Genomic DNA, 23,555 nt, shown 5'->3' with positions numbered 1-23,555 from the left:
TCTGAGTTTGCCTGACAAACGAAGTTTTTCGACAGTTTATCGAACGACCGCGCCCTGATCTGCGGAGGTGACCAGACGGGAGTAGCGATACAGCCAGCCGGACTTGACGTTCGGCTCACGCGGAACGTACTTTGCACGGCGCGCCTCCATCTCCTCGTCCGAGATGTTGACGTTTACCTTGCTGTTCGGAATGTCGATGGAGATGATGTCGCCCTCCTCGACCAGACCGATCTCGCCGCCGGAGGCAGCCTCCGGGGAGACATGGCCGATGGATGCGCCGCGGGACGCGCCGGAGAAACGGCCGTCGGTGATGAGCGCGACCGTGGTGTCGAGCTTCATGCCAGCGAGCGCGGAGGTCGGGTTGAGCATCTCACGCATGCCGGGGCCGCCCTTCGGGCCCTCGTAACGGATGACGACAACGTCGCCCGGAACGATCCTGCCGTTGTAGATAGCGGAAATTGCGTCCTCCTCGCAGTCGAATACGCGCGCCGGACCCTCATGCACCATCATTTCCGGTGCAACAGCCGAACGCTTGACAACGCAGCCGTTCTTTGCGATGTTGCCCCACAGAACCGCGATGCCGCCGGTCTGGGAGTACGGATTTTCGAGCGGACGAACGACCTCGGGGTTGCGGTTGACCACGCCCTCCAGGTTCTCGCCGACCGTTCTGCCGGTGCAGGTGATGAGCGAGAGGTCGAGGAAGTCGCGCTTGGTGAGCTCCTTCATGATGGCCGGAACGCCGCCCGCCATGTAAAGCTGCTCGATATGGTGCGGGCCTGCCGGAGCGAGGTGGCAGATGTTCGGCACCTTGCCGGAGAGCTCGTTGAGCGTCTCGAGCTGGAGCGGAACGCCTGCTTCGTTCGCGATCGCGAGCAGATGCAGGACCGAGTTGGTCGAGCAGCCGATCGCCATCTCGCAGGTCAGTGCGTTGCGGAATGCAGCCGGGGTCAGAATATCGCGCGGCTTGATGTCCTTCTCGATCAGCTCCATGATCTTCATGCCGGCGTGCTTTGCCAGATGAATGCGTGCAGCGGAAACGGCCGGGGTCGTGCCGTTGCCCGGCAGCGCCATGCCGATCGCCTCGGACAGGCAGTTCATCGAGTTTGCGGTGTACATGCCTGCGCACGAGCCGCAGCCCGGGCAGGAATTGCACTCAGCTTCGTAGAACGTCGCCTCGTCCATCATGCCGGCCTTGTATGCGCCGACCGCCTCGAAGGTCTTGGACAGCGAAACCTCCTCACCGCCGAAATGGCCTGCGAGCATCGGGCCGCCGGAAACCAGAATGGACGGGATGTTCAGGCGGGCCGCCGCCATCAGCATGCCCGGAACGATTTTGTCGCAGTTCGGGATGAGCACCAGGCCATCGAGCTGATGCGCCTGTGCGAGCGTCTCAACGCTGTCCGCGATCAGCTCGCGGCTCGCCAGAGAATACTTCATGCCGATATGGCCCATCGCGATGCCGTCGCAGACGCCGATCGCCGGAACGAGCACCGGCGTGCCGCCTGCCATGCGAACGCCGGCCTTGACGGCGTCCGCGATCTTGTCGAGGTTGATGTGACCCGGGATGATCTCGGAATATGCGGAAACGACGCCGATGATCGGCTGCTTCATCTCCTCGTCGGTCATGCCGCAGGCGCGCAGCAGAGAACGGTTCGGCATACGCTCAGGGCCTGCGGTGATGTTGTCACTTCTTCTCACGGGGATTTCCTCCTTTGAAAGCAGTCCAGCGGACTGCCTGATAGAAAAAACGGGCGGACGGGAAAATCCGTCCGCCCGTTCGGGGTAGTAAAATTTACACTCTTGCACCAATTTTACCTTTCCGTAACCGCAACCGAACGGTTGCGGCATCAAAAAGGTGCACGAAGTGCGCCGTAAAAACCCGCGACATGCGCGTGGGTTTTGGCCGTAGCCCTCTAACCTTATTCCGCCGCCGTGCGGCGATAAGATGAGAGCACACCCCGACTCAGCCGCCTTGGGCGGCGTCATTCGGGTATCGAAAGGCGGTTTCTACGGAACCGCCTTTCGTATATAGGGGGCTTTTGAAGCCCCCTATAAGAAGCAAGCCAGAAGCGAAGCTTCGCGCTTACTTCTTCAGCCAGCTCATCATGCCGCGCAACTTCTTGCCGGTCTCCTCGAGCTGGGTGTCAGCCTCGAGTGCGCGGTTTGCCAGGAAGTGTGCACGACCGCCTGCACGGTTCTCCTGAATCCACTCGGAAGCGAAGGTGCCGTCCTGGATCTCGCGCAGGATCTTCTTCATCTCCTTGCGGGTCTCCTCGGTGATGATGCGCTTGCCGGTGCGGTAATCGCCGTACTCAGCGGTATCGGAGATGGAGTAACGCATCTTGGCAAAGCCGCCCTCGTTGATCAGGTCAACGATCAGCTTCATCTCGTGAACGCACTCGAAGTAAGCGTTCTCCGGAGCGTAGCCAGCCTCGACCAGGGTCTCAAAGCCAGCCTTCATCAGCTCGCAGACGCCGCCGCAGAGGACAGCCTGCTCGCCGAACAGGTCGGTCTCGGTCTCGGTCTTGAAGGTGGACTCGAGGATGCCGGCACGGCCGCCGCCGATGCCGCAGGCATATGCCAGAGCGATGTCCATAGCCTTGCCGGAAGCATCCTGCTCAACGCAGACCAGATCCGGAACGCCGTGACCCTCGAGGTACTGAGAACGAACGGTGTGGCCCGGGCCCTTCGGAGCGATCATGATAACGTCGACGTCAGCCGGCGGAACGATCTGCTTGAAGTGGATGTTGAAGCCGTGAGCGAAAGCCAGTACGTTGCCCGGCTTCAGGTTCGGCTCGATAACGTCCTTGTAGATGTCAGCCTGCTTCTCGTCCGGGGTCAGCATCATGATGATGTCGCCGGCAGCAGCAGCCTCAGCCGGAGTCATGACCTCCAGACCGTAGTCCTTTGCCTTCTTCTCGTGCTTGGAGCCCGGACGCAGACCAACGACAACATGTACGCCGGAGTCCTTCAGGTTCATTGCGTGAGCATGGCCCTGGGAGCCGAAGCCGATGATGGCAACGGTCTTGCCGTCGAGCAGAGACAGGTTGCAGTCTGCATCATAGAACATTTTTACCATTGTTATTACCTCCTAAATGTATGGAAAGTGAATTGGGTAAACAAATTTATTAACCGACGGCCGGAGCCGCCAATTAAGCGGAATGAAATTATCTGCGGATTGCGGTGACGCCCGAGCGGCTCATCTCCACGATCTCGAAGTTGGAAATGACGTCGAGGAAGGCGTCGATGCGGCTGGGCACGTTGGCCAGCTCCACGATCAGCTCGTCCTCGGTCGAGTCAACGATGCGGCCCTCGTACAGGCTGCACAGCTGACGGATGTCATCTCTCGTCGAGGGAGACTGCGCATGCAGCTTGACAAAGACAAGCTCGCTGCATACCGAGTCATGCTCCTCGATGTGGTCGACGCGCATGACCTCCTCCAGCTTGTCGAGCTGCTTGATGATCTGCTCGAGGATGACCTCGTCGCCCTGCACGATGATCGACATGCGCGAAACGCGCGGATCATTGGTCGCGGAAACGGTCAGAGAGTCGATGTTGTAGCCGCGGCGGCCGAAAAGGCTGGAAACGCGCGCCAGAACACCGGCGTTATTCTGTACGGTGACAGAAAGGATAAACTTCTGCATTGGTCTATTTTCCCCCTTCTCAGTCTACCACGAGATCGTCGATCGTGCCGCCTGCCGGGATCATCGGCAGAACGCGCTCGTCCTTGTCGATCTGGCAGTCGATGAGCACCGGGCCGTCGCTCTGCTGCGCCTTGCGCAGCGCCTCGCGCAGCTCCGCGATGTTGGACACGCGGTAGCCGACTGCGCCGAACGCATCGGCGAGCTTGACGTAATCGGTCTTGCGGTGCGGGTCGGTCTGCGAATAGCGGCTGCCGTAGAACATGGTCTGCCACTGACGGACGTTACCGAGCACGCGGTTGTTCATGATGACCGTGATGACCGGCAGCCTGTAGGAGACTGCGGTGCAGATCTCGTTGAGATTCATGTGGAACGAGCCGTCGCCCGTGATATGGACCACGGTGCGGCCCGGGAAGGCGATCTGTGCGCCGATCGCGGCGCCGTAGCCGAAGCCCATCGTGCCGAGGCCGCCCGAGGTCAGGAACTGACGCGGATGTCTGCGGCCGTTGTACTGCGCGCTCCAGAGCTGATGCTGACCGACGTCGGTCGCGATGATGGTATCCTCCGGCGTCTCCTCTGCGACCGTGCGCAGCAGCTGATGCGGATGGATGACGCTGTTGTCGTCCTTTGCGTGGTAGTCGAGCTTCGCGCGCCACTCATTGATCTGCGCGAGCCACGCGGCGTGCCGGTTTTCTTTAATGTACGGCAGGATCTTCTGAAGGAAGGTCTTGGCGTCGGAAACGACCGAATAGGTCGTTTCGATGTTCTTGTTGATCTCCGCCGCGTCGATGTCCACGTGGATGATGCGCGCGCCGGGGGCAAAATGGCCGGTATTGGTGGCAACGCGGTCAGAGAAGCGCGCGCCGATGCAGATCAGCAGATCGCTGCGCTCGACCGCCCAGTCAGCCGAAACCGTGCCGTGCATGCCGATCATGCCGAGGCTCAGCTCGTCGTCATCGGGCACGCAGCCGATCGCCATCATGGTGTGCGCGGACGGGATCTCCGCCTTGCGCATCAGGGCGAGCAGCTCGCTGCCTGCGTCCGAGATCTCGACGCCGCCGCCGTAATAGATGAACGGGCGCTCGGCCTTGCCGATCATGTCCGCGACGGTCTTCAGCTGTTCCTCGCTGATGTCGTAGGTCTCATGCACCTCGACCCTGCTCTTCGGGATGAACTCGGTCGTCGCGGCAGTGACATCCTTCGGGATGTCGATGAGCACCGGACCCGGACGTCCGGACTGCGCGATGCGGAACGCCTCGCGGACGGTATCCGCGAGCTCCTCTACGTGACGTACCACGAAATTGTGCTTGGTGATCGGCATGGTGATGCCGGCGATATAGACCTCCTGGAAGGAGTCTCGGCCGATGAGGCTCGTGCCGACGTTGCCGGTGATGGCGACCATCGGGATGGAGTCCATATAAGCCGTTGCGATGCCGGTGACGAGGTTGGTCGCGCCCGGGCCGCTCGTTGCGAGGCACACGCCGACCTTGCCGGTGGAACGGGCATAGCCGTCCGCCGCATGAGCCGCGCCCTGTTCATGTGCCGTCAAAATGTGATGAATGCGGTCGCTGTTTTTATAAAGTGCGTCGTAGATATTGAGGACCGCACCGCCCGGGTAGCCGAAAATGGTGTCGACGCCCTGCTCTACGAGCGCGTCGATCAGAATCTCCGAACCGTTCTTTACCATGCGAAACCGCCTCCTTTCTATGTCTTACATACTGTTTATACCGTTGTAGATAAAATAAAAAAGCCTTCATCTCTTCCATAAAGAGACAAAGACTCACCCTGCGGTACCACTCTTCTTGCTGTGTGCGCAGTACGCTGCACAGCCGCTTGTTTCGATCCTGTAACGCTGATCCTGCGGAACGGGTTACGCCTGGGCCCTGTTTCATCCCATTTCACCCGCTCGGCTCCCGGAGGACTTTCGCTCTTTCCCTTCCCCGCCGTCTTACACCAGCCGACGGCTCTCTTCTTCGGGGCTTCGGGACGCTACTTTTCCATTCATCGCCTTTACCGTTATTGTTCAAAATGTAATTCTTATTATAAAGCGCAACCGTCAGCTTGTCAACGATAATTTCCGACAGATTTATAAGTTTTCCCCGCTCATAATTTGCACAATTTCGCCTCACACTATAACCGCATATTTTTTGAAAAGGAGGCGGTTTCATGTCCGTGCCTCTCGTGCGCACGCTCGTGCTGTATTTCGCGGTCATCTGCGCGGTGCGGCTGATGGGAAAGCGCCAGCTCGGAGAGATGGACCCGGCCGAGCTCGTCGTGACCATTCTCGTCAGCGATCTTGCCGCCGTGCCCATGCAGGATCTCGGCATTCCGCTGTTTTTCGGTCTTGTGCCGATTGCTGCGCTCGTCGCGCTCGAGGTGCTGCTCAGCATTCTCTCGCTCAAGAGCCGTTTTTTCCGCCGTCTGATCAACGGACAGCCTGCCATCATCATCCGCAAGGGGCAGCTCGACCTGTCCAAGCTGCGCCAGCTGCGGCTCACGACCGAGGATCTGGTCGTAGCGCTGCGCAAGCAGAGCGTCGCCTCGGTCAGCGACGTGAAATACGGCGTGATCGAGCCGGACGGCTCGCTGACCATCGTGCTCTACCCGCAGCAGCAGCCGGTCACGGCGGAAATGCTGTCCCTCTCGCCAAAAGATACCGGACTCCCGCTCGTCGTCATCTCGGACGGACAGCTGGTCGAGCGCTCGCTCGGCCTGCTGCGGCTCGACCGGGACGCCGTTGTCAACCGGCTCAGGAACAGAGGGCTGCGCCCCGAGGAGGTCTTTCTGATGACGCTTGACGACTGCGGCAATATGTTCGTGCAGAAAAAGGAGGGAGCGTAATGCGGCGGCTGACTGCGGCGCTCGTGCTGCTCGCGCTCCTGCTCACCGGCTGCGTCTGGAGCCGGCGCTCGGTCGAAAAGGTCTGCACCGAGGCCGCCGAGGCGCTGTACGCAGGAGAGCTCGACCGCGCCCGTGCGATCTGGGAGGAGGCGCAGCCGCTGCTCGGCGCTCTGCTCCCCCACGAGGAGATCGACGAGACCGGTCTGCTCTTCGAGCGGCTTGCGGCAGCGCATGACGGAACGGACGACGAAAATCTGCTCGACCGTGCGGAGCTGCTCGCCCGGCTGCATCATCTTCCCGAGATGGAAAAGGCGTCCTTGCGCAACATACTGTAAAACCTGTCGAAAAAACTGCGCTTTTCGGCAGGCCCTGTGTTGCGAAAATGCCGGAAAGATGGTATGCTCTTGTCAGAGGTGACTGATTATGCGCAGAAAAGACAGAGAAATTACCGGACGGGAAAATATCGAACCCATCCTCCGGGCATGCAAAACCTGCCGCGTGGCGATGATCGCGGACGGCGCACCCTATGTCGTGCCGCTCAACTTCGGCTATACGTGGGACGACGACAGCCTGACGCTGTATTTCCACAGCGGCCTCAAGGGCAAGAAGATCGACGCGCTGCGCGCCGACCCGCGTGTCTGCTTTGAACTCGACACCGAGCAGGGCGTGACCGGCGAGGGCGACATTGCCTGCCGGTACAGCTTCGCCTTCTCCTCCATCGTCGGCTACGGCAGCATGGAGTTCGCGAAAACGCCCGATGAAAAGCGAAAGGGCTTTGACATCATCATGCAGCACCAGACCGGCCGCAGCGGCTTCACCTATAACGATGCGTCGCTGTCCGTTGCCGAGGTGTTCCATGTCCGCGCGGACTCGTTCGAGGCCTCGCGCAAGGCCCTGCGCCCCCGCAAACCGGAATGAGTGCGCTCAAAAAGCTGGTCTCGGCGCTGCTCGTGCTGACGCTCGCCGTTTCCGGCGGCCTGCTCGCCTGGCACGGCCTGCACCGCACGAGCGCCTCTCCGCCCGCCGGGCAGACACAGACGCCCGCCGTTCCGGCGCCGCCCGAGGCCGTGCCCGACACGGTCTCCACGCTGTGCGTCGCCGGCGACCTTGTCATGCACATTCCCATCATCAATTCCTGCCGCACGGACGACGGCTATGACTTCACCGGCCTGTTCGACGAGGCGCGGCCGTATTACGAAAGCGCCGACTATGCCGCCGCCTGCATCGAAACCACGTTCAACGGCCCTCCCTACTCAGGATTCCCGCAGTTCTGCGCGCCCGACCAGCTTGCAGGAGACCTCAAGAGCGTCGGCCTTGATCTGCTCTCGACTGCGAGCAATCACAGTCTGGACACCTGGTTTTCTGGCCTGACGCGCACGCTCGATGTGCTCGACGAGGCCGGACTCGACCATGTCGGCACCTACCGCACGCAGGAGGAGCGCGACACGGTGAAGGTCATCGACGTCGGCGGCATCCGTCTCGCCGTCCTCGCCTATACCTACGGCACGAACGGTCTGCCGAAGGGCGAGCATCCGTACTGCGTCAATGTTTTTACGACCGATTACATGACAAACTGCGGCGTAATCGACTATGAGCTGCTGAAAAGCGACCTTGCTCGCGCCCGTCAGACCGACGCGGACGCCATCGCGGTCTTTATGCACTGGGGACAGGAATACGCGACCTCCCCCTCCGCCCAGCAGCGCGAGCTGGCGGATTTTCTGTTCGAGAACGGCGCAACGCTTGTGCTCGGCGGCCATGTCCATGTGCCGCAGCCGATGGAGCTGCGCGAGCTGCCCGACGGACGCACCGGCTTTCTGTGCTACTGTCTCGGCAATCTGATCTCCAACCAGCACGACCGCTACACCAATCTCACCGCCGCGGTCAGCCTCGAGCTGACGAAGGACGGCGAGACCGGCGCGGTCACGGTCTCCGATGCCGAATATGTGCCGATGTATATGCTGCATCCGGACGCCTCGGCCGACGGACGCTACCATCTGCTCGATCTGAACCGGAGCATCGCAGACTGCGAGAGCGGAGATCATACGGTCGTACCGGCCGCCGTTCTCCCGGCGCTCAGGCAGGGTCTTGCGGACGCGCACAGCATCTTCGGCGCGGAGGAGGAATTACAGTTATCCCCCGCCGAAAAGGCCGTATAACACGAAAAAAGAGCTGACTTTTACCGGTCAGCTCTCTTTTTTTGCCGTTTTATCAGGTATTGTGATCGGAAACGTGGAACTTCTTGAGGTTGCCGATCTTCTGCGCACGGATGTCCATTTCCTTGCAGACATCCTCCATCGTCACGCCGCACTCGTTCATCATGACCATCATGTGATAGAATACGTCGTTGATCTCACCGACGAGCTCCTCCTTGTCGCCGTTCTTGGCGGCGATGATGGTCTCCGCGCACTCCTCGCCTACCTTCTTGAGGATCTTGTCGATGCCCTTCTCGAACAGGTAGCAGGTGTACGAGCCCTCCTGCGGCTCTGCGCGGCGCTGTGCGATGACAGCCTCCATTTGCTCAAACGAATTCATATACTGCTCTCCTTTTTACTTCTCGTCTTTTTCCCACAGCGTCGTGAAAAAGCAGGTGCGGTGGCCTGTGTGGCAGACCGGACCCTTGGGCGTGCCGACATAGATCAGCGTATCATCGTCACAGTCGGACAGGATCTTCTTCACAAAAATGAAATTGCCCGAGGTCTCGCCCTTGTTCCACAGCTTCTGGCGCGAGCGCGAGAAAAACCACGCCGTGCCGGTATCCATCGTCAGCTGAAGCGCCTGCTCGTTCGCATAGCCGAGCATGAGCACCTCGCCGCTGCGCTCATCCTGACAGACGACCGGGATGAGCGGCGCTTTCACGAAAAACTTGCTTAAATCCAATCTATTCACTCCGTTCACAGTCTAACCGGAATATTCTTTTCTCTGAGGTGCTCCTTGACCTCTTTTACCGTCAGCTCGCGGTAATGGAACAGGCTCGCGGCGAGCGCGGCATCACAGCCGGTCTGCTCGAACACCTCGGAAAAATGCGCGAGGCTGCCGCAGCCGCCCGAGGCGATGACCGGGATGCCGACAACATCCGTGACCGCCTTGGTAAGCGGCAGGTCAAAGCCGGATTTGGTGCCGTCCTTGTCCATCGAGGTGAGCAGGATCTCGCCTGCGCCGCGCTCATAGACCTCCTTCGCCCACGCGACTGCGTCCTTTCCGGTCGGAGTGCGGCCGCCGGCCACATATACCTCAAAGCCCGAGGGCATCTGCTCGTTTGCGCGCGCGTCGATCGCGACGACAACGCACTGACTGCCGTACTTTTCCGCCGCTGCGTTCACCAGATCGGGGTTTTTGACCGCCGAGGAGTTGATGGAGATCTTATCCGCACCGGCGCGCAGGATCTCGCGGAAATCGTCCACCGTGCGGATGCCGCCGCCGACCGTTACCGGCACGAAAACCTCGCGGCAGGTGCGGCGCACAACGTCCGCGATCGTGTCGCGGTTGTCGCTCGTCGCGGTAATGTCGAGAAATACGATCTCGTCCGCACCCTCCTGCGAATAGAACTTCGCAAGCTCGACCGGGTCTCCTGCGTCGCGCAGACCGACGAAATTCACGCCCTTGACCACGCGGCCGTCCTTGACGTCCAGACAGGGGATAATGCGTTTTGCCAGCATCACTCCGCCTCCTTGATCGCCTTCGCGAGGTCGAGCGTGCCGGTATAGACCGCCTTGCCTGCGATCGCGCCGTCGATGCCGAGCTTTTTCAGCGCGGCAATGTCCTCGAGCGTGGAGACGCCGCCCGAGGCGATAATCTCGCAGGAGACCGACGCGCGAAGCGCCGCGAGCTGGTCGAAGTTCGGGCCTGCGAGCATGCCGTCCTTGTCGATGTCGGTGAAAATGATGTTTTTCACCCCGTAGGACTCCATGCGCTCAGCGAACGCGATGTAATTTTCGCCGCTGTCGTCCAGCCAGCCGTCCGTGCGGACAGTCTCGCTCTTGGCATCAATGCCGACAACGATCTTGTCGCCGTACTTTTTGACCGCCTCCGCGACAAATTCCGGGTGGCGGACTGCCGCCGAGCCGATGATGACGCGCGAAACGCCGAGCGCGAGCACCGTCTCGACGTCCTGCATCGAGCGGATGCCGCCGCCGAGCTCGACCGTCGCGCCGGTCTCGCGGATGACCTGCTCGACCACGCCGTAATTGGCGTGCGAGCCGTCCTTCGCCGCGTCGAGATCGACCATGTGGATGAGCGACGCGCCTGCCTCGAGGAAACGGCGCGCGGTCTCGACCGCATTTTCCGCTACCTTATGTGCCGTGCCGTAGTCGCCCTTCTGCAGGCGCACGCACTGTCCGTCCTTCAAATCGATTGCAGGAATTACCTTCATTTTCCCACCTCCGTCAGTTTTGCAAAGTTTCGGAGCATCTGAAGCCCCACTTCACCGCTCTTTTCCGGGTGAAACTGGCAGCCGAACAGGTTTCCCCTTGCCACCATGGCCGGAACGCGCGTACCGTAGTCCGTCACGGCGGCAAGGTCGTTTTCGTCCGACGGCTTCGCCATGAAGCTGTGCACGAAATACACATAGCTGCCGTTTTCCAGACCCTCGGTCATGGCGTTCGGGCGCAGGATATCCAGTGCATTCCAGCCGATCTGCGGCAGCTTGAGCGCGGTCTCGATGCGCTCGATGCGGCCGGGCAGCAGACCCAGACCCCTGCAGGGACGCACCTCGTCCGACTCCTCGAACAGCATCTGCATACCGAGGCAGATGCCGAGGAAGGGCTTTGTCTCTGCCGCCTTCAGCACCGCGTCCGTCAGTCCGGACCCGGTCAGCGCCGCCATCGCATCCGGGAACGCGCCCACGCCCGGCAGGATCACGCCCGCGGCATTTTCGATGACCTCGCTCGTCGAGGCGACCTTATTTTCATAACCCAGGAAATCCAGCGTGTTGTGCACGCTCATCAGATTGCCTGCGCCGTAATCTACGATTGCAATATAACCCATTTTTTGACCTTTCGAAAACCGCAAAGCTTATAGAACGCCCTTCGCGCTCAGCACGCCGCCGCCGGTGACGGTCACGGCCTGTTTGAGCGCACGGGCGAGCGCCTTGAACAGCGCTTCGGTGATGTGGTGCGCGTTTTCGCCGTACTCGCTCTTCAGATGAAGCGTCAGACCGGCGTTGACCGCGAGCGCACGCATGAACTCGACCGTCAGACAGGTGTCGTACTGGCCGCACATCGGCTGCGGCATGGGTGCATCGAACACAAGGTACGGACGGCCGGAAATATCGAGCGCACAGAAGCCGAGCGCCTCATCCATCGGCACGAACGCCTGTCCGAAGCGCGCGATGCCCGCCTTGTCGCCGAGGCACAGCGAAAGCGCCTGTCCGAGCGCGATGCCGCAGTCCTCGACCGAATGATGGCCGTCCACCTCGAGGTCGCCCTTGCAGGTGAGCGTGAGGCCGAAGCCGGAATGCACCGCAAAGCTGTTCAGCATATGGTCGAAAAAGCCGATGCCGGTATCGATTCTGCGCTCGCCGCCCTCGAGCGTCAGTCTGAGCTCGATGTCGGTCTCCTTTGTCTTGCGTTTGATCTCAGCAGTTCTCATTTCTTCGGCTCCTCCGCAAAGCGCACCGCGATGGAGTTCGCGTGCGCGTCCAGATGCTCGCTCTGCGCGAGCGCAATGATGTCCTGTGCATATCCCTCCAGCGCATCGCGCGTGTACTCGATGACGCTCGTTTTCTTCAGGAAGGTGTCGGTCGAGAGCGGAGAGAAGAACCGCGCCGTGCCCGAGGTCGGCAGAACGTGGCAGGGGCCTGCCATGTAGTCGCCGAGCGGCTCAGGCGCGTACTGGCCGAGGAAGATCGCGCCTGCGTTATGCAGATACGGCAGCAGCTCACGCGGCTCGGCCGTCACGACCTCCAGATGCTCGGGCGCGACGACGTCCGCCATTTTGCAGGCGTCCGTGAGCTCGTCGAACACGATCGCGCAGCCGTAGTTCGCAACGCTCTCCTTGATGATGTCCCAACGCGGCAGCAGCTTCGCCTGTCGCTCCATTTCACACGAGATGGCCTGCGCCTGCGCCATGGAGTCGGTCAGCAGGACGGCAGAGGCCAGCCTGTCGTGCTCGGCCTGGCTGAGCAGGTCGGCCGCGACATAGGTCGGATTTGCGGTGTGATCCGCGATGACCAGGACCTCGGACGGGCCTGCGATCATGTCGATGTCGACCGTGCCGAACGCGAGCTTTTTCGCCGCCGCAACAAAGGCGTTGCCCGGGCCGACGATCTTGTCGACCTGCGGGATGAAGCCTGCGCCGTAGGTCAGCGCTGCGATGGCCTGTGTGCCGCCGATGGCGATGACCTTGTCCACACCTGCGATCTTCGCCGCCGCGAGCACCTCATTCGACATGTTTTCCGTCGGGGGCGTCACCATGATGAGTTCGCCCACGCCTGCGACCTTGGCCGGGATAGCGTTCATGAGTACGCTCGAGGGATACGCCGCCGTACCGCCCGGCACATAAATGCCGACGCGCGCCAGACCGCGCACGGTCTGACCGAGGGTCTCGCCTGCCGAGCGCTTCCACTCCCAGCTCTTGACGAGCATCTGCTCGTGATAGTCGCGGATGTTCGCCGCCGCCTTTTCGAGCGCGGAGATCAGCTTCGGATCGCACGCATCATACGCCGCGTCCAGAACGGACGGCTCGACGATATACGGCGCCTTGCCGTCGAACTTTTCCGCATACTCTACGACCGCGTCCCAGCCGCGCTCCTGTACGTCGGCCATCACGCCGCGCACGATCTGCTCAATATCGCCGCGCGCACCTGCCGCACGCGCTTTCATCTCGCGGATGACGGTCTGTTCCGCCGTGCCGTCCGCGAGAACCGTTTTCAGAAACATCTATTTTCACTCCGTTCCAATCGGAAATTATTTCTCCAACCCTTTTTCCAGCTCGGCAATGACCTTCTGGATGGCTGTCTTTTTCATCTTTGCGCTTGCAAGGTTGACGATCACGCGGGCCGAGATGGGCGCGACGTCCTCGATGACCTCAAGGCCGTTTTCCTTGAGGGTAGTGCCGGTTTCGACAATGTCGACGATCGCGTCCGCAAGCTCGAGCAGCGGTGCAAGCTCGACCGAGCCTTCGATCTTGATGGTCTCGACGTCCATGTTCTTCCTGTTGAAGAACGCCTTGGTGACGGCCGGGTACTTGGTCGCGATGACCGGGGTCTTGTAGCCGCCGTAAACGTCCTTTCCCTTCTTGGTGGCGAGGGCGAAACGGCACCTGCCGAAGCCGAGATCTACCATTTCGTAGAAGCTGCCGCCCTTTTCCATGATGGTGTCCTTGCCGACGACGCCCATATCGCACACGCCATGCTCGACGTAGGTGATGACGTCGGCGGCCTTGGACAGGACGATCTCCACGCCGCTGTCCGGCAGGGTGAAGATCAGCTTGCGCGTTCCAGCCTCAAGCTCGGAAATATCGTAGCCTGCGTCCTTGAGCAGCGCGAGCGTTTTCTTTTCCAGACGGCCCTTGGTCAGCGCGATGCGGACCGTATCGCGGCGCGTTGCGACCTCGGGGCGGCTCGCGCCCTGAAGGCTCTCCGCGACGCTCTCCACGTCGATGCCGAAGCCGCCCGCCGGGAGATCCCTGCCGAACTTCGCGCACAGCGCGTTGTAGCGGCCGCCTGCGAGAATGGCAGCGCCTGCGCCGCCGATGTAGCCGCGGAACATAATGCCGGTGTAGTAATCCATCTCGTGCACCAGACCGAGGTCGATCATGATGCGGTCGCCGTAGCCGGCCTCGTCGAGCGCCTGATACAGGCGGCGCAGATAGGCGATCGCGCCCAGAACGCGCACGTTGCCGGTCAGCGTCTCGACCTCGTCGAGCACCTCGATGCCGCCGAACAGCTGCGGCATGGCGCTGAGCGCCTTTGCTGCCGGTCTGCTGCCGAACGGCTGGAGCGCGTCGCCGAGCGCCGCGAACGACTTGTTTTCGATCAGGCGGCGGATCGCCTCGGAGGAGGCCGCATCCGCACCCAGCTCCTCGATGAGGGCCTTGTAGATCTCCGCGTGGCCGAGCTCGATGCGGAAGTTGTCCGCGCCGGTCCTGCTCAGCGCCGCGAAGGCAGCGGAGAGGATGTCCTTGTCAGCCGCGAGACCGTCCGCGCCGATCAGCTCCGCGCCGACCTGCAGGAACTCGCCCTTGTGGCCGTGGTCGCCGGAGACCGAACGAAACACCTTCTGACTGTAATACAGGCGGACCGGCAGAGCCGCGTCATCCAGACGGGTCGCCGCGATACGCGCGATGGGGGTGGTGTTGTCCGGACGCGCCACGCAGATCCGGCCGGACTTGTCGATGATCTTGAGCATCTGATCCTGGTCGAGCTCGGGGTTTGCCTGCGCAAAAACATCATAATATTCAACTGCCGGGGTGATGATCTCGCTGTACCCGCGCTCCTCCAGCGCATCGCGCACCGCGTTCTCGGTCTGCCGCAGTGCGCGGCAGGAGGAAAACAGAAGATCCCGGGTGCCCTCGGGGGTAGAAATACGAAAACGGTTCATTGCTCCGCTGCTCCTTTATCGCTTTATCATGATGAAATCATACCATACCCAGCAAGGGTCTGTCAACCCTTTTTTCCACAGGCGCGGAGCGCCCTCCCCTTTTTACCGTCTGCTGACGGTAAACCTCCGCCGATACAGCGGCTCGCCGCTGGAGGCGAGATTTACGCCCTCCCGGGACGGGGGATGTTCGCCATGACATGGCGTGGTCAGTGGCCGCCTTCGGCGGCCGGGGAGTGCCGCCGTCTGGCGGCGGAGATGCCGGTGCCCACCGGCTGGGGCAAAAGGGGGAAGGGCACCGTATGGTTCCCTTGCCCCCTCTTGACTCCCCCACCCCTCCTTTGCGCCGCGACTCCCTTTGGTCGCGCGGCGAAACGGGGGTTACGGGGGCTCGGTTCCGTGCGTCGGGCAGGTTTTGGGACGCTGTTAGGCCCTGAATTCACTTTGCGTGATTTGCAGCGCTGTCAGTGCACGGCCAGACGGTGCAGGGCGCTTGATTTGCGCTGCGAAAAGCTCCGCTTCCATCAAGTGCTGTATCTTGAAGCACCAGACGCCCCTGTGGGCCCCTCGCTTTTAGACGCGCGACCGAAGGGAGTCGCGTCCAAAGGAAGATGAGGGGGAGTCAAGAGGGGGATAAGAAACCATTCGGTGTCTTATCCCCCTCTTGTTCCCGCCGGTGAACACCGGCAATCCCCCGCCGCCGGGCGGCGGCAATGCCCAGCCTGCCCATCGGCAGCTATTCTCGCCTCCACCGGCGCACCGCTGTATCGGCGGAAGGCATACCGTCTGCTGACGTTAAAAATTTTTTTAGAAAAGACTCATCTGCGTCGTTTTCGGCATCGAACCGAGCGCGCCGATCTGATCGAGCAGCTCGACCACCGCCTTCGACGCCTTCGGGCAGCGGATGATCATCTCTTCCGCCGAAAGGAACCTTCCGTTCTTTCGCTCCTCCACAATGCTGAGCGCTGCCTGCTCGCCGATGCCCGGCATGGACGTAAAGGGCGGAATAAGTCCGTTTTCCGTGACCAGAAACCGCGTCGCGTCCGAGGTATACACATCCATCGGCTCAAACGTGAAGCCGCGGCGGTAAAATTCGTGACAGACCTCGAGCGTCGTCATCATATCCTTCTCAGCGGCGGAAATGGTCTTGTCGCGGTCCTTCTGCTTGAGCTCCGCCATCTTATCCAGACACACCTTGTCGCCCTTGACCATGCAGGACGCATCAAAACCCTTCGCGCGGACCGAAAAGTACGCCGAATAGAACGCGAGCGGCTTATGTACCTTGAACCAGGCAATGCGGAACGCCATCATGACATAAGCGACCGCGTGCGCCTTCGGGAACATATACTTGATCTTCTTGCAGGAATCGATGTACCATTCCGGAACGTGCTGCTCGTTCATGGCGGTCTCCATCTCCTCGGTCAGACCCTTGCCCTTTCGCACGGACTCCATCGTCTTGAACGACAGCTTGGGCTTGACGCCCTGTAAAATAAGATAGTTCATGATGTCGTCTCGGCAGCAGATGCAGCCGGACAGCGGAATGCCCTTGCGCACGAGCTCGGCCGCGTTGCCGAGCCATACATCCGTACCGTGGGACAGACCGGAGATCGAGACAAGCTCCGCGAACGTGGACGGATGGGTCTCCTTGACCATGCCGCGGACGAACTTGGTGCCGAACTCGGGCACCGCTACGCAGCCGAGGTCGCCCAGGATGGGGTCGGTGTCCGGGTTTTCGCCCTTGTAGCGCAGCGCCTTGCACGAGTGGAATAGGCTCATCGTCTCCGGGTCATCAAGCGGGATCTCCTGCGCGTTGATGCCGGTGAGGTTCTCGAGGTGCTTGATCATGGTCGGGTCATCGTGACCGAGCTCGTCGAGCTTCAGCAGGTTTGCGTCGATGGAGTGGTACTCGAAATGGGTGGTAATGATATCGGAATCCGGGTCATCCGCCGGATGCTGTACCGGACAGACATCGTAGATCTCGATCTCCTTCGGCACGACAACAACGCCGCCCGGATGCTGACCCGAGGTACGGCGCACGCCGGTGCAGCCTGCGGCGAGGCGGTTCTCTTCGGCGCGCGAGCACTCGATACCGCGCTCGTCCATGTATTTCTTGACGTAGCCGTAGGCGGTCTTTTCCGCGACCGTACCGATCGTTCCCGCTCGGAACACATGGTCGTGGCCGAAGATCTCGCCCGTGTACCAGTGGATGCGCGACTGATATTCGCCGGCGAAGTTCAGGTCGATATCCGGCACCTTGTCGCCCTCGAAGCCGAGGAAGGTCTCGAACGGAATGTTAAAGCCCTGCTTGGTGAGCGGTTTGCCGCATTTCGGACAGATCTTGTCCGGCAGGTCGACGCCGCATGAGTAATCCTCGTGCCATTCGATGTACTTGTCGTCCGGACAGAGATAGTGCGGCGCGAGCGAATTAACCTCGGTGATATCCGACATGAACGCCGCGAGCGACGAGCCGACCGAGCCGCGCGAGCCGACCAGATAGCCGTCTGCGAGCGACTTGGTAACGAGCTTCTGCGCGATGATGTACATGACGGCGTAGCCGTTGCCGATGATGGAGTTCAGCTCGCGGTCAAGGCGCGCCTGCACCTGCTCGGGCAGAGGGTCGCCGTAGATGCGCTTTGCCTTGTCGTAGCACATATTGCGCAGATCGTCCTCGCAGCCGTCGATGTGCGGCGGATAGTTCTCGCGCGGAACCGGACGGATGACGTCGCACATGTCCGCGATCATGTTGGTGTTCTTTACTACGACCTCATACGCACGGTCCTCGCCGAGATAGGAGAATTCCTTCAGCATTTCGTCCGTGGTCTTGAGGTAGAGCGGCGCCTGATTGTCGGCGTCCGAAAAGCCCTGACCGGCCATGAGGATGCGGCGGAAGGCCTCGTCCTCGGGCTCGAGGAAGTGAACGTCGCCGGTCGCGCAGCACGGCTTGCCCAACTCGTCTGCGAGGCGCAGGATGTCGCGGTTCCAGTCGCGCAGCTGCTCCTCGTCCTTCGCGAGCCCCTTGGCAAGCATGAATTTATTGTTGCCGATCGGCTGGATCTCGAGGTAGTCATAGAACTCGGCCAGCCGCTTGATCTCGTCCCACTCCGCGCCCTTGGTAAGCGCGCGGAATACCTCGCCCGCCTCGCACGCCGAGCCGAAGATCAGCCCCTCGCGGTGACGGATGAGCTCGCTGCGCGGCATGATGGGGCGCTTGTTGTAGTATTCGAGAAAGCTCTTGGAAATGAGCTGATACAGGTTGCGCAGACCGGCCTGATTTTTGACCAGAATGATAAAGTGGAAGCGCGGCAGGTTTTTCAGCTTGTTTTTGCGGTCGGTCGTCGCTGCGAGCACCGGATTGATGTCCGCCGTCGTGACCGCGTGCATCTCGTCCTTGAGCCGCGCGAGCAGCTTGACGAAAATGCGGCCGAGCACCGCGGCATCCTCGCTGGCGCGGTGATGCTCGAACGGGCCGACCTGAAGCTCCTTGGCGAGGATGTTCAGCTTGAATTTATGCAGATGCGGCAGCATGAGGCGGCTCATTTCGAGCGTGTCGATGCTGGTGAACTCCCGCTCGATGCCAAGCCGTTTGCACGCTGTCCGCAGAAAGCCCATATCGAAGCCTGCGTTGTGCGCGACGAGAGGATACTGCCCCTCCCCCGCCCACGCGAGGAATTTCGGTACGGCTTCGTCGAGGTCGGGCGCGTCTGCAACGGTCTCATCCGAAATGCCGGTCAGCTCGGTGATCTCGGCCGGGATGGGCTTGTGCGGATTGACGTAGGTCTGGAACGAGTCGCGGATCTCGCCCTCGACCATGCGCACCGCGGCAATTTCGGTGATCTCTTCGTTCGCCGGGTTGAGACCGGTCGTCTCGAGGTCGAACACGATGAACGTGCCGGTGAGCGGCTCGGTGCTCCTGCCGCGCACGACCGACAGGCTGTCCGCGTCGTTGACGTAGTACGCTTCGATGCCGTAAATGATCTTCATGTCCCCGATGATGTCCTTCTGCTTGCCCTCCTGCGCGTGGAGCGCCTCGGGAAAGGCCTGCGCGACGCCGTGGTCGGTGATGGCCATGGCGCGGTGGCCCCACTTTGCCGCGCGGCACAGCAGCGAGGCGGTCGAGCTCATGCCGTCCATCGCGGACATATTGGTATGCAGGTGCAGCTCGACACGCTTCATGCCGTCATAGGTGTCCTTTCGCTCCGGCTTTTTCGCCTTGACGATGCCGGTCGGCTCGAGCACCATTTCGCGAGCGTAGGTGTCGAACACCATTTTGCCCTGCACGGTGCAGTACAGACCCTTTTTGATGAGCGAGGCCGTGTCGCCGGCCTTGTCCGCCGCAAGGAACTTGGAGACGCGCACGGAATTCGTGCGGTCGGTGATGTCGAACGCGATCTTCACATAGTCCTTGCCGGTCTTTTTGCTGTGGATATCCTTGTGCTCGGTGAAGAACACCTCGCCCTGAATGGTGACCATGTCGTAGGCCGAAACGGCCTCGTTGACCGAGACGATGGGGTCCTGAATGAGCTTTCCGAACACGAGATCGTCCTCGCGGACCTTCTCGGTCTTCGGGCGCTGGTATGCCGGGCCCTCTGAGCGGGTCTGACGGGCAGGCTTTTTCGACTTTGGCTCGCTCTGCGCTTCGCTTGCGGCTTTTTCCACAGCCTTGTGTAAAAGTTCCGCGCGTTCCTGCTCATTCTCCTGCATCGGCGCGCCGTCCGTCTGCTCGAGCGGCACTGCATGGACCGGGCAGCTCCGCCCGGTCTCGCGGCGGATACGCGCTTCAAGATGGCGCAGCGCGGTCTCGAAATGCTTTTCGCAGATGGTGTCCATCGGGATATGCAGCGCACCGTCCGCATACTCCCAGTTCTCCGCGTGCAGCAGGCCGCGCGCCGACGGCATCCGCGCCGCCATATCGTCGTACAGCGAGCGGATATACTCGCCCGGCAGCTCGCCCGGCAGCTCGTAGCGCGGCTCGATGCACACGCGGTCGAGGCCGTAGGCGCTCGCAAGCTGCTTTTCGGCCTTCGCGAGTGTGTCGCGCTTTACGACCTCATGCAGACCCAGCTCGATGACCATGACCGAGCGGTTGTCTCCGAATGCGAGAGAGCGCACCTCGCCTGCGGCAAGATGCTGCTCCTCTCCGACACATTTGCAGTTGTTAAAAACCTCTATCAGCTTGGCAGCCACCGATTATTCTCCTTCGAAATGTGCGATTTCATCCATAAGCTCGTCCACAAGCCGTTCCTGCGGCACCTTGCGGAGGATTTCGCCGCGGCGGAAGATCAGGCCCTCGCCGTCGCCGCCTGCGATGCCGAGGTCGGCCTCGCGCGCCTCGCCCGGGCCGTTGACAACGCAGCCCATGACCGCGATCTTCAGCTTTTTGCCGCGGATCTCGGCACAGCGGCGCTCGACCTCCTTCGCGATGCCGATCAGGTCGATGCGCGTGCGGCCGCAGGTCGGGCAGGAAACGACGTTGATGCCCTCCTCCGCGCGTCCGACAGCGCGCAGGATCGCCTTCGCGGCGTGGACCTCCTTGACCGGGTCGTCGGTCAGCGACACGCGGATGGTGTCGCCCACGCCGAGCGCGAGCAGGCCGCCGATGCCGGCTGCCGACTTGATCGTGCCCATGTACTCCGTGCCGGCCTCGGTCACGCCGAGGTGCAGCGGATAGCTCGTCCGCTCGCTCGCGAGCAGATACGCCTGCATGGTGTTCGGCACGGACGAAGACTTGATCGAGATGCAGATGTCATCAAAATCGCAGTCGTTCAGCAGCTTTACGTGATACAGCGCGCTCTCGACCATGGCTTCCGGGGTCGGGCCGCCGAACTTCTCGAGGATGTGCTTTTCGACCGAGCCGGAGTTGACGCCGATGCGGATGGGGAGATGGCGCTCCTTTGCGGCCTTCACGACCGCCTGTACGCGGTCCGCGCCGCCGATGTTGCCGGGGTTCAGGCGAATCTTGTCCACACCCGCCTCAATGGCGGCAAGCGCCAGACGGTAGTCAAAATGGATATCCGCCACGACCGGAATGGGCGAGCCTGCGCAGATCTCGCGCAGCGCCTCCGCCGCCGTTTTGTCCGGCACCGCGCATCTTACGATGTCGCAGCCTGCCTCCGCGAGCGCACGAATCTGTGCGAGCGTCGCTTTCGCGTCGCGCGTGTCCGTGTTCGTCATGGACTGGATGGCGATGGGCGCGCCGCCGCCGACCGGAACGCCGCCGATGTTAATCTGTTTTGTCAGTTTCATATCTATCCCTCTTTTGAAGCGAACACGGGGCGCAGGATGGTTTCCTGCACCCCCTGTGTTGATTTTACTGCATCATTCTGCCTGTCAGCAGGCGCAGGATGTCGTGTCCCGTGACGTAGACCATGAGCATGAGCAGCAGCATGAGACCGGCCGCGTGCACAAGGCCCTCGTACTTCGGCGGCACGGGCTTGCGCCGGATGCCCTCAATGATGAGGAACACCAGGCGGCCGCCGTCGAGCGCCGGGAGCGGCAGCAGGTTCATCACGCCGAGATTGATGGAGATGAACGCCACGAGCTGCAAAAACGCCCGGATGTTCACCCGTGCGGTCACAGCCATGGTCGAGGCCACGCCGACCGGTCCGGCCAGGTCGTTCACGCCGACCCTGCCGCCGAGCAGCTGACCGAGGCTGACCCACACGAGACGCGCGTCATCGAGCGCGGTCAGCGCCGCATACTGCACGCGCGAAACCACGGTGTCCGGCGTCGCGCCGAAGGTGAGGCCGATCAGCTTTCCGCCCTCGCCGTCGTCGATGCGCGCCTCGAACGGCACAGACGGCAGTTCGACCGTCTCGCCGCCGCGGCGCACCTTGACGCTGTGCGTCGTCGAGCTGCTCATGCCCATCGCGACGTTCAGATCGCTGCGCACGAGCAGTCGGAAGCCGTCGATGCTGATGATCGTGTCGCCCTCCTGCAGGCCGCCCTCGAGCACCGAGCTGCCCTCGCTGATGCTCGCAACGGTCGTGGTGATAAAGCCGTTATCGGTCGGCGCCTGTACCGCGAACAGCAGGATGACAAAGCCGATGAGAAAATTCATCAGCGCGCCTGCTGCGACGATGAGGATGCGGCGGCGGAGGCGCGCCCTGCCGAAGGCGTGCTCGCTCTCGCTTTCGCCGTCCTCGCCCTCCATGACGCACGCGCCGCCGACCGGCAGCAGCTTCAGGCAGTACATCGTGCCATGATATTCGTGCTTGAGAATGGTCGGGCCCATGCCGATCCAGAATTCATTGACCTGCACGCCGCCGCGCTTGGCGGTGATAAAATGGCCGAATTCATGCACGATGACCAGCACGCCGAAGGCCAGAATGGCCAAAATGATTGAAAGTACCTGCAAAGCTGTCTCCTTTCCGGGTCAGCCGTCTCAGCCCAGAACGAGCTCGCGTGCGGCTCTGTCGGCGGCGAGCACGTCGTCGAGCGTGATGTCCTTCCTGTACGGGATGCTGTCCAGTGCGTGCGAAACGCGCTCCGCGATCTCGGTAAAGCCGATCCTTCCGTCGAGGAACAGTCCGACAGCCGCTTCATTTGCACCGTTGAGCACCGCGCCGCGGTCGCCCTTGAGGGCGGCGGCCTGCTTTGCGAGATTCAGCGCCGGGAACGCCTCGTAATCCGGCGCGAAGAATGTGAGCTTCGCGACCTCTGCGAGCGACATGCGCGGCACTTTGCACGGCACGCGCTCCGGCCAGGTCAGCGCGAGCTGAATGGGCAGGCGCATATCCGGCAGGCCGAGCTGCGCGATGACCGCGCCGTCCGCAAATTCCACGGCCGAGTGCACGATGCTCTCGCGATGTACGACGATCTCGATGTCCTCGGGCGGCAGGTCATACAGCCACATCGCCTCGATCAGCTCCAGTCCCTTGTTCATCATGGTCGCGGAGTCGATGGTGATCTTCGCGCCCATCGACCAGTTCGGGTGCGCAAGCGCCTGCTCGCGCGTCATGCCGCGCATTTCCTCGAACTTTTTCCCGAAGAACGGGCCGCCAGAAGCCGTGAGCAGGATCTTCGAGACCGGGTTTCCGTTCGCGGCCTGCACACACTGAAAGATCGCCGAGTGCTCGGAGTCGACCGGCAGGATGCGCACGCCCTTTTTTCGCGCCGCCTCCATGACGATGCCGCCCGCGCACACGAGCGTTTCCTTGTTCGCGAGCGCGATGTCCTTTCCGGCGTTGATGGCGGCGAGCGTCGGCAGCAGGCCGACCATGCCTACAACGGCGGTCACAACGATGTCCGCGCCGCTTTCCGAGGCGCAGGCGATCAGACCGTCCATGCCGGTCAGCACCTCGATGTCCGTGTCCGCGAGCTTCACGCGAAGCTCTTTCGCCGCGTTTTCGTCGAACGCGCACACCATTTTCGGATGCAGGGCGCGCGCCTGCTCCTCCAGTAAGCCTATGCGGCGGTTGGTCGTCAGCGCGACGACTTCAGCCTCGATCGAAGGCAGAATATCGACCGTCTGCGTGCCGATCGAACCCGTAGAACCTAAAATCGCTATTTTTTTCATAATCTATGCTCCTGAAACTGCGGA

Annotated in this window: 20 protein-coding genes and 1 other annotated feature; of the genes, 4 read left to right on the top strand and 16 right to left on the bottom strand. The window is 61.6% G+C overall.

Features of this window, described 5'->3' with window-relative positions; translation table 11 throughout:
• Positions 1-36 precede the first annotated feature (36 nt).
• The 4 genes from ilvD to ilvB all read right to left on the bottom strand — a co-directional run bounded on the left by ilvD (position 37) and on the right by ilvB (position 5,328).
• Positions 37-1,659, bottom strand: coding sequence for a dihydroxy-acid dehydratase (gene ilvD / locus H8S02_RS04735; protein WP_243166417.1), 1,623 nt, complete (start codon positions 1,657-1,659; stop codon positions 37-39).
• 424 nt (positions 1,660-2,083) lie between these two features.
• Complete coding sequence (gene ilvC / locus H8S02_RS04730) at positions 2,084-3,079, bottom strand: ketol-acid reductoisomerase (protein WP_186969523.1); 996 nt, start codon at positions 3,077-3,079, stop codon at positions 2,084-2,086.
• A gap of 88 nt (positions 3,080-3,167) precedes the next feature.
• A complete protein-coding gene (gene ilvN / locus H8S02_RS04725; RefSeq protein WP_186969522.1) occupies positions 3,168-3,644 on the bottom strand; it encodes an acetolactate synthase small subunit in 477 nt (158 codons plus the stop codon).
• Positions 3,645-3,663: 19 nt separating this feature from the next.
• Positions 3,664-5,328 (bottom strand): biosynthetic-type acetolactate synthase large subunit, encoded by a 1,665-nt coding sequence (ilvB, locus tag H8S02_RS04720; protein WP_186969520.1) that lies wholly within the window; start codon positions 5,326-5,328, stop codon positions 3,664-3,666.
• A 78-nt stretch (positions 5,329-5,406) separates the two neighbouring features.
• Positions 5,407-5,655, bottom strand: a binding site (T-box leader).
• 152 nt (positions 5,656-5,807) lie between these two features.
• Here ilvB and H8S02_RS04715 point away from each other — a divergent pair.
• The 4 genes from H8S02_RS04715 to H8S02_RS04700 all read left to right on the top strand — a co-directional run bounded on the left by H8S02_RS04715 (position 5,808) and on the right by H8S02_RS04700 (position 8,638).
• A complete protein-coding gene (locus H8S02_RS04715) occupies positions 5,808-6,482 on the top strand; it encodes a DUF421 domain-containing protein (RefSeq protein WP_186969518.1) in 675 nt (224 codons plus the stop codon).
• Positions 6,482-6,817 (top strand): DUF4363 family protein, encoded by a 336-nt coding sequence (locus H8S02_RS04710; protein ID WP_186969517.1) that lies wholly within the window; start codon positions 6,482-6,484, stop codon positions 6,815-6,817. The genes H8S02_RS04715 and H8S02_RS04710 overlap by 1 nt, the downstream gene beginning before the upstream one ends.
• A gap of 88 nt (positions 6,818-6,905) precedes the next feature.
• The gene (locus H8S02_RS04705) at positions 6,906-7,400 is read left to right on the top strand and encodes a pyridoxamine 5'-phosphate oxidase family protein (protein ID WP_186969516.1); all 495 of its coding nucleotides are present in this window, start codon (positions 6,906-6,908) and stop codon (positions 7,398-7,400) included.
• Positions 7,397-8,638: a CapA family protein gene (locus H8S02_RS04700; protein ID WP_186969514.1), complete on the top strand. Its 1,242-nt coding sequence runs from the start codon at positions 7,397-7,399 to the stop codon at positions 8,636-8,638. The genes H8S02_RS04705 and H8S02_RS04700 overlap by 4 nt, the downstream gene beginning before the upstream one ends.
• A gap of 52 nt (positions 8,639-8,690) precedes the next feature.
• Here H8S02_RS04700 and hisE read toward each other — a convergent pair whose 3' ends face one another.
• The 12 genes from hisE to H8S02_RS04640 all read right to left on the bottom strand — a co-directional run bounded on the left by hisE (position 8,691) and on the right by H8S02_RS04640 (position 23,531).
• Complete coding sequence (gene hisE / locus H8S02_RS04695; protein ID WP_186969513.1) at positions 8,691-9,014, bottom strand: phosphoribosyl-ATP diphosphatase; 324 nt, start codon at positions 9,012-9,014, stop codon at positions 8,691-8,693.
• A gap of 15 nt (positions 9,015-9,029) precedes the next feature.
• Positions 9,030-9,359, bottom strand: coding sequence for a phosphoribosyl-AMP cyclohydrolase (gene hisI / locus H8S02_RS04690; RefSeq protein ID WP_118686212.1), 330 nt, complete (start codon positions 9,357-9,359; stop codon positions 9,030-9,032).
• Between the two features lie 14 nt (positions 9,360-9,373).
• Positions 9,374-10,138: an imidazole glycerol phosphate synthase subunit HisF gene (gene hisF / locus H8S02_RS04685; protein WP_118686213.1), complete on the bottom strand. Its 765-nt coding sequence runs from the start codon at positions 10,136-10,138 to the stop codon at positions 9,374-9,376.
• The gene (hisA, locus tag H8S02_RS04680; RefSeq protein WP_118686214.1) at positions 10,138-10,851 is read right to left on the bottom strand and encodes a 1-(5-phosphoribosyl)-5-[(5-phosphoribosylamino)methylideneamino]imidazole-4-carboxamide isomerase; all 714 of its coding nucleotides are present in this window, start codon (positions 10,849-10,851) and stop codon (positions 10,138-10,140) included. The genes hisF and hisA overlap by 1 nt, the downstream gene beginning before the upstream one ends.
• The gene (gene hisH, locus H8S02_RS04675; protein ID WP_118686215.1) at positions 10,848-11,465 is read right to left on the bottom strand and encodes an imidazole glycerol phosphate synthase subunit HisH; all 618 of its coding nucleotides are present in this window, start codon (positions 11,463-11,465) and stop codon (positions 10,848-10,850) included. The genes hisA and hisH overlap by 4 nt, the downstream gene beginning before the upstream one ends.
• A gap of 27 nt (positions 11,466-11,492) precedes the next feature.
• Entirely contained in the window at positions 11,493-12,068 is a 576-nt protein-coding gene (gene hisB / locus H8S02_RS04670; RefSeq protein WP_118686216.1) for an imidazoleglycerol-phosphate dehydratase HisB, read from the bottom strand.
• Entirely contained in the window at positions 12,065-13,357 is a 1,293-nt protein-coding gene (hisD, locus tag H8S02_RS04665; RefSeq protein WP_118686217.1) for a histidinol dehydrogenase, read from the bottom strand. Before hisD ends, hisB begins: the two co-directional genes overlap by 4 nt.
• Positions 13,358-13,384: 27 nt before the next feature.
• Positions 13,385-15,019, bottom strand: a complete 1,635-nt coding sequence (gene hisZ, locus H8S02_RS04660) for an ATP phosphoribosyltransferase regulatory subunit (RefSeq protein WP_186969512.1) — start codon at positions 15,017-15,019, stop codon at positions 13,385-13,387.
• A gap of 804 nt (positions 15,020-15,823) precedes the next feature.
• Positions 15,824-20,200: a PolC-type DNA polymerase III gene (locus H8S02_RS04655; protein ID WP_330601927.1), complete on the bottom strand. Its 4,377-nt coding sequence runs from the start codon at positions 20,198-20,200 to the stop codon at positions 15,824-15,826.
• A 3-nt stretch (positions 20,201-20,203) separates the two neighbouring features.
• Positions 20,204-21,265: a flavodoxin-dependent (E)-4-hydroxy-3-methylbut-2-enyl-diphosphate synthase gene (gene ispG / locus H8S02_RS04650; protein ID WP_186969576.1), complete on the bottom strand. Its 1,062-nt coding sequence runs from the start codon at positions 21,263-21,265 to the stop codon at positions 20,204-20,206.
• Between the two features lie 58 nt (positions 21,266-21,323).
• Positions 21,324-22,370, bottom strand: coding sequence for an RIP metalloprotease RseP (gene rseP, locus H8S02_RS04645; protein WP_186969511.1), 1,047 nt, complete (start codon positions 22,368-22,370; stop codon positions 21,324-21,326).
• Between the two features lie 27 nt (positions 22,371-22,397).
• Positions 22,398-23,531, bottom strand: a complete 1,134-nt coding sequence (locus H8S02_RS04640) for a 1-deoxy-D-xylulose-5-phosphate reductoisomerase (protein WP_186969510.1) — start codon at positions 23,529-23,531, stop codon at positions 22,398-22,400.
• Positions 23,532-23,555 lie beyond the last annotated feature (24 nt).

It is taken from the genome of Agathobaculum hominis (assembly GCF_014288055.1).
In the GTDB taxonomy this organism is placed as follows: Bacteria; Bacillota; Clostridia; order Oscillospirales; family Butyricicoccaceae; genus Agathobaculum; species Agathobaculum hominis.
This window is presented reverse-complemented; position numbering and strand designations above follow the sequence as displayed.

Coding starts and splice junctions, on each gene's coding strand:
- ilvD (WP_243166417.1), bottom strand. CDS start 1,659: ATGCCGAACCGTTCTCTGCTGCGCGCCTGCGGCATGACCGACGAGGAG.
- ilvC (WP_186969523.1), bottom strand. CDS start 3,079: ATGGTAAAAATGTTCTATGATGCAGACTGCAACCTGTCTCTGCTCGAC.
- ilvN (WP_186969522.1), bottom strand. CDS start 3,644: ATGCAGAAGTTTATCCTTTCTGTCACCGTACAGAATAACGCCGGTGTT.
- ilvB (WP_186969520.1), bottom strand. CDS start 5,328: ATGGTAAAGAACGGTTCGGAGATTCTGATCGACGCGCTCGTAGAGCAG.
- H8S02_RS04715 (WP_186969518.1), top strand. CDS start 5,808: ATGTCCGTGCCTCTCGTGCGCACGCTCGTGCTGTATTTCGCGGTCATC.
- H8S02_RS04710 (WP_186969517.1), top strand. CDS start 6,482: ATGCGGCGGCTGACTGCGGCGCTCGTGCTGCTCGCGCTCCTGCTCACC.
- H8S02_RS04705 (WP_186969516.1), top strand. CDS start 6,906: ATGCGCAGAAAAGACAGAGAAATTACCGGACGGGAAAATATCGAACCC.
- H8S02_RS04700 (WP_186969514.1), top strand. CDS start 7,397: ATGAGTGCGCTCAAAAAGCTGGTCTCGGCGCTGCTCGTGCTGACGCTC.
- hisE (WP_186969513.1), bottom strand. CDS start 9,014: ATGAATTCGTTTGAGCAAATGGAGGCTGTCATCGCACAGCGCCGCGCA.
- hisF (WP_118686213.1), bottom strand. CDS start 10,138: ATGCTGGCAAAACGCATTATCCCCTGTCTGGACGTCAAGGACGGCCGC.
- hisA (WP_118686214.1), bottom strand. CDS start 10,851: ATGAAGGTAATTCCTGCAATCGATTTGAAGGACGGACAGTGCGTGCGC.
- hisH (WP_118686215.1), bottom strand. CDS start 11,465: ATGGGTTATATTGCAATCGTAGATTACGGCGCAGGCAATCTGATGAGC.
- hisB (WP_118686216.1), bottom strand. CDS start 12,068: ATGAGAACTGCTGAGATCAAACGCAAGACAAAGGAGACCGACATCGAG.
- hisD (WP_118686217.1), bottom strand. CDS start 13,357: ATGTTTCTGAAAACGGTTCTCGCGGACGGCACGGCGGAACAGACCGTC.
- hisZ (WP_186969512.1), bottom strand. CDS start 15,019: ATGAACCGTTTTCGTATTTCTACCCCCGAGGGCACCCGGGATCTTCTG.
- H8S02_RS04640 (WP_186969510.1), bottom strand. CDS start 23,531: ATGAAAAAAATAGCGATTTTAGGTTCTACGGGTTCGATCGGCACGCAG.